This window comes from Geminicoccus flavidas (assembly GCF_009806515.1).
In the GTDB taxonomy this organism is placed as follows: domain Bacteria; phylum Pseudomonadota; class Alphaproteobacteria; order Geminicoccales; family Geminicoccaceae; genus Geminicoccus; species Geminicoccus flavidus.
In genome coordinates, this window is the sequence record NZ_WUJP01000867.1 from 1 (window position 1) to 4,963 (window position 4,963).

Genomic DNA, 4,963 nt, shown 5'->3' on the forward strand with positions numbered 1-4,963 from the left:
CCAGAGGCGGAATGGCTCGCCTCGTTCTCGGACGGCACGGAGGGCGTGTCCGGCCTGTCCAGCGCCAAGCGCTATCTGTGGGACGACTCGCCAAGGCCGCTGCCCTGGGTCAACAGCCGCGGGCCGCTGCCCAAGAGCCAGCGCATCCCGCCGATCAGCGGGCCGATGACCGCGCGCCTCACCGAGAGCGGCGAACTGGCGCTCCAGGGCCAGGTCGGCATGCAGCCGCTCTATTCCCGCTCCTCGCTCTACACGCTGATGATCGCCGAACTGCTCAGCCACGCGCTCTGCCAGATCAACGCGGTGGCGGTGCGCGAGCAGCGGGCGAACGCAGCGCTGCCCAGGCGCCTGCGCTCCTTGATCCTGACCATGCCGTCTGCCACGCCGCTGGCGGAGCAGCGCATCATGCGCAAGCGGATCACCGCCGCCATCGACCTAGTCTGGCAGACCATGGGCTGGGTGGGCGAGGACGCGGTGCACCGCCGCCCGGACGTGATGCTCGACTGGGACGAGGCGACCGCGACCCATCTGGTCTGGCTGTTCAACGAGATCAGCTACAAGTTCCGCGGCAACGCCTTCGACCTGTTCGGCCTGATCGGCCACGAGGACGCGCGCGGCCGCTCCCTGCGCATCGCCAGCATGGACATGGGCGGCGGCACCACCGACCTGATGATCGTCGAGTACCGCATCAACCACGGCAACGAGCAGACCGTCGAGCCGGCGCAACTGTTCCGCGAGGGCTTCCGCCAGGCGGGCGACGACGTCGTCCAGGCGGTGATCGAGCAGGTGATCCTGCCCGACCTGGCCGCAGCGCTCAGCCATGCCGGGGCCAGCCGGCCGCGCCATGTCCTGTCCGACCTGTTCGGCGGCAACCGGATCGGCCAGACCCAGCAGGAGCAGGCCCTGCGCGCCCTGCTAGTCAACCAGCTCCTGGTGCCGGTGGCGCTGGCCCTGATCCAAGAGTACGAGCTGAGCGACCCGCGCCGGCCGGCTCCGCCGCAGGCCCGCCGCTGTGCCGAGCTGCTCGGCCAGCACCGGCTCTCGGCACCGGTTCGCCAGCATTTCCTGCGCGCGGCCGAGCGGGCCGGGGCGATCGGGCTGGACCTGGACGAGATCCTGTTCACCGTCGATCCCGCCGCCATGGCCGGTGCGGTCCACTCGGTCGCGAGCGGGATGCTGGAGGATTTGTGCGACGTCATCCGCGCCTATGACTGCGACGTGCTGCTGCTCACCGGCCGTCCGTCCCGGATGCCGGCAGTGCGCGACCTGATCTATGCCAACCTGCCCTTGTTCCCCGACCGGATCGTGCCGATGGACCGCTATGAGGTCGGCGGCTGGTATCCGTTCCGCTCGCTGGACTTCCTGATCCAGGATCCGAAGACCACAGCGGCGGTGGGGGCGCTGCTCTGCCGGATCTGCGAGGGCATGACCCGCGGCTTCGTGTTCCGCGCCTCGCGCCTGAAGATGCGCTCCACCGCCCGGCATATCGGCGTGATGGATCTGGACGGCCGGATCGTCGCGCGCAACGTGCTGCTCGCGGACGCCGATCTCGACACCGGCGAGAATGTCGAGGGCTTCACCCTGTCCATGGGCGGCCCGGTGCTGCTGGGCTTCCGCCAGCTGCCGCTGGAGCGCTGGAAAACCACGCCGCTCTATTATGTGTACTTCACCGACCCCGCGGGTCTGGCGCGGCTGGCCACCCCGTTCCGGGTGACCTTCGAGCGAGTCGAGAAGAAGGACGCGACGCTGGAGGATTTCCGCCTGGTCGAGGTCGAGGACGCCGAGGGCAACCCGCGCAGGGACAAGGTCGGCTTCCGCCTGCAGACCATCCCCATGGATCAGGAGGCCAGCGGCGGCTACTGGCTGGATACCGGCGTGTTGCGTACGATCGGGCTGGCGGCCTCGTGACCGAGAGCACCACCCGCCAGAAGGACCAAGAACTCGCGAACCGGGCCCGGCTGCTGGCCCGGACCGCCGTGGAGGGGCTGGCTTGGTTCCGTGACAATCCGGGCCTGGTCGGCAATCGGCTGGATGCCCTGGAGCGCACCTGCCGCCGGCACGCCGTGGACGCGCGTCGGCTCGCCAATGCCGCCGAGCGGCCGATGTCGGTGGGCGTGTTCGGTGCCAGCCAAGTGGGCAAGTCCTTCCTGATCGGCAGCCTGATCACGCCAGTGGGCCGCCCCGCCAAGGTGCTGTTCGGCAGCGGCGACGACGCGGTGCGTCGCGATTTTTTGGAGGAGGTAAACCCGCAGGGAGGCAAGGAGACCACCGGCGTCGTCACCCGCTTCTCGATCCGCCCGCATGCCACCCCGCTAGGCCACCCGGTGGTGCTGCGGCTCCTGCGCGAGATCGACATCGTCAAGATCCTGGCCAATGCCTTCGTGTTCGACCTGGGTGGCCAAGCCGATGGGGAGCAGGCGTTCAGCACCGAGCGCCTGGCCGTGCTCGAGGCCAACATGCCCCAGCGCCGGCGCGGCCAGCAGGTCGATCCCCTGGAACTGGAGGACGTGTTCGAGCTGCGCGCCTATCTGGCGCACAGCCTGCCGCGCCATCATCTGGCCGAGCGGGGCGGCCCGTTGGCCCAGCGCTACTGGGCGCTGGCGGAGGCGGTGCTGCCCTATCTGGCAGCCAGCGACCGGACGGAGCTCCTGGCCTCGCTCTGGGGCGAACTGCCGGAGTTCACCGCCCTCTATCGCGAGCTCAAGGACGCGCTCGACCAGCTGGGCGATGCCGGCCACGGCTCGCCTGACTTCGCCTATGTCCCGCTCGACACGATCAGCGAGCGCACCCGCAGCCTTGTCCATGTCGACACGCTGCTGGGCCTGGATTCCAAGGACGCGGCTTCTGCCGAGCTCGTGCCGGTGCTGGTGCCCGGCCGTCCTCCGGTGCGCCTGCGCAAGCCGGTGGTGACCGCACTCACCGCCGAGCTGCGCGTGGTGCTGGACGAGCCCGCCTGGCCGTTCTTCGCCCATACCGACCTGCTCGACTTTCCTGGCGCCCGCTCGCGCGAGGATTCCACGCCGGACCGGCTGCTGCGCGCCAAGGACAAACCGCAGGCGCGCGCCTACTGCTTCCTGCGCGGCAAGGTCGCCGTGCTGTTCGACAAGTACGCTGCCGACCTCGACCTGAACACGATGCTGCTCTGCGTGGGCGACAGTAACCAGGACGTCGCCAAGCTGCCGGAGCTGATCCAGGACTGGGTGAGCGTCACCCATGGGCCCGACCCGGAGGCCCGCGCCGCCCGGTCCAACCAGCGCACCAGCCTGTTCTTCTGCCTGACCAAGGCCGACAAGCTGTTCGACTTCAGCACCGGCACGGCGCCCGAGCCGTCCATCGCCAACCGGCTGGACAGCAGCATCAGCAAGTTCTCGGGCTGGATCCGCCAGTGGCTGCCGGGCCAGCCCTTCACCAACCTGTACTTCATCCGCAACCCCAAGGGGATCAAGCGCGAGGACCTGTTTGACTACGAGGAGATGCCCGGCCTAACGGACGGGGTGATGCCGCCCGAGCGGCGGCTGCGCCCGGACAAGGCGGAACTGCTCGCCCGCTACCGCCAGGCCTTCCTGGCCGATCCCATGGTGCGCACCCACGTCGCCCTGCCGGCGGAGAAGTGGGAGGCCATGCTGGCGCTAAACGACGGCGGCATCCGCCTGCTCGCCGAGCATCTCGCACCGGCCTGCGACCCGGACCTGAAATACGACCAGATCGCACCAAGGGTCGCGGTGCTGGCCCAGGAGCTGCGCAGCGAGCTCGCCGCCTTCCACGAGGCTGGCGACCTGGCACTCCGGGTCGAGCAGCGTCTGGCGGCGATCGAGCCGGTGCTGGATGCGTTCGAGCACCGGCCGACCATGTTCGGGCCGTTCCTGGCCGAGCTGCAGGTCAGCACCGCCCGCCTGGGCCAACGCTTTCTCGAAATTGCACGGCGCCAGGGCCTGGGCATGGGCGGGGCGAGCCGCGCGGTCCTTGGCCTGCGTCGCGAGGCCAGCGCGGTTCACCTTCCGCCCACCCGGTTTGGCGATGCCGCGGTCCAGGTCTGGCTGGACGATCTGGAGCGCAAGGCCGGCGACGAGGAACTGGCCCGGCAGTTCGGCCTCACCTGCGAGGCGTTCCGCGCGGTGGTGAGCGAGCTCGCCGTGGGGGCCAGGCGCTTTGAGGTGGCCCAGAAGGTAGAGGCCCAGGTCCGGGCCACCGAGGCGTTTGCCCAGACGGCGGGCGACGTGATGCACCGGGTCGCGATGGGCAGCGGGCTGGTGATCGACCGGATGGTCAACCTGCTGGGCACCGACCTCCAGCCGTCGGACCGGCCGGACGTGCCGCGCCCACCGCGGCCGCGCCCGCTCGCGGTGGGCGAGCTGCCGGAGTTGGCCGCCGACAAGGGCCAGTCGCTCGCCAGCCGCTTCGAGCGCGCCCGCTTCTGGCTGCTCGCCTTGCGCCTCCTGACGAGCGACAATGCCACATGGGGGCAGGGCGGCCTGGTCGATGTCGAGCAAAACCGCCGGCTGGGCGCGCTGCTCGACCGGCTGGGCGGGCCATCCCCCGATAACAGGGCCATGGGTACTAGGGAGTGATGCGCGAGGTCCGGGCACGTCTGGAGGATGCCGATGCCGGCGGGGGCGGGCGGGCGCGCCTGTCCTTCGCGCCGGTGGCGGCGATGGACCGGCCGGCCTGGTTCACCGTGCGCGGCAGCGATCCCGCTGCCTCCTGGCTGGGCCCGGCCGGCTGGCAGGTCGCCGAGCACCGCTTCCACCCGCTCGATGTCGAGCATGACGGGCAGACCCTGACCATCCTGGTCGGCCGCGAGGTGGTGGACGCCATCCCCGAGTTCGCGGTCGTCGAGATCCAGCTCCCGGGCTACGACATCGCCTGCAAGGTGAGCTGGGAAGGCGTGGTGCCGAGCTACGGGCCGAGCACCCTGACCCCGGAGCCCGTGGCACCCCGCCCGCCGCGGCCGCGGACGCCGCCG

3 protein-coding genes are annotated in these 4,963 nt (G+C 70.4%); all 3 read left to right on the forward strand.

Annotated elements, in window-relative coordinates; all coding sequences use genetic code 11:
- A partial coding sequence (locus EQG76_RS24770; RefSeq protein WP_200841096.1) for a virulence factor SrfB occupies positions 1 to 1,908 on the forward strand: 1,908 nt, incomplete at its 5' end.
- Positions 1,905 to 4,568 (forward strand): virulence factor SrfC family protein, encoded by a 2,664-nt coding sequence (locus EQG76_RS24775; protein WP_159717281.1) that lies wholly within the window; start codon positions 1,905 to 1,907, stop codon positions 4,566 to 4,568. The genes EQG76_RS24770 and EQG76_RS24775, both read left to right, overlap by 4 nt.
- On the forward strand, positions 4,568 to 4,963 hold a 396-nt coding region (locus EQG76_RS24780; RefSeq protein ID WP_159717283.1), incomplete at its 3' end, for a hypothetical protein. The genes EQG76_RS24775 and EQG76_RS24780, both read left to right, overlap by 1 nt.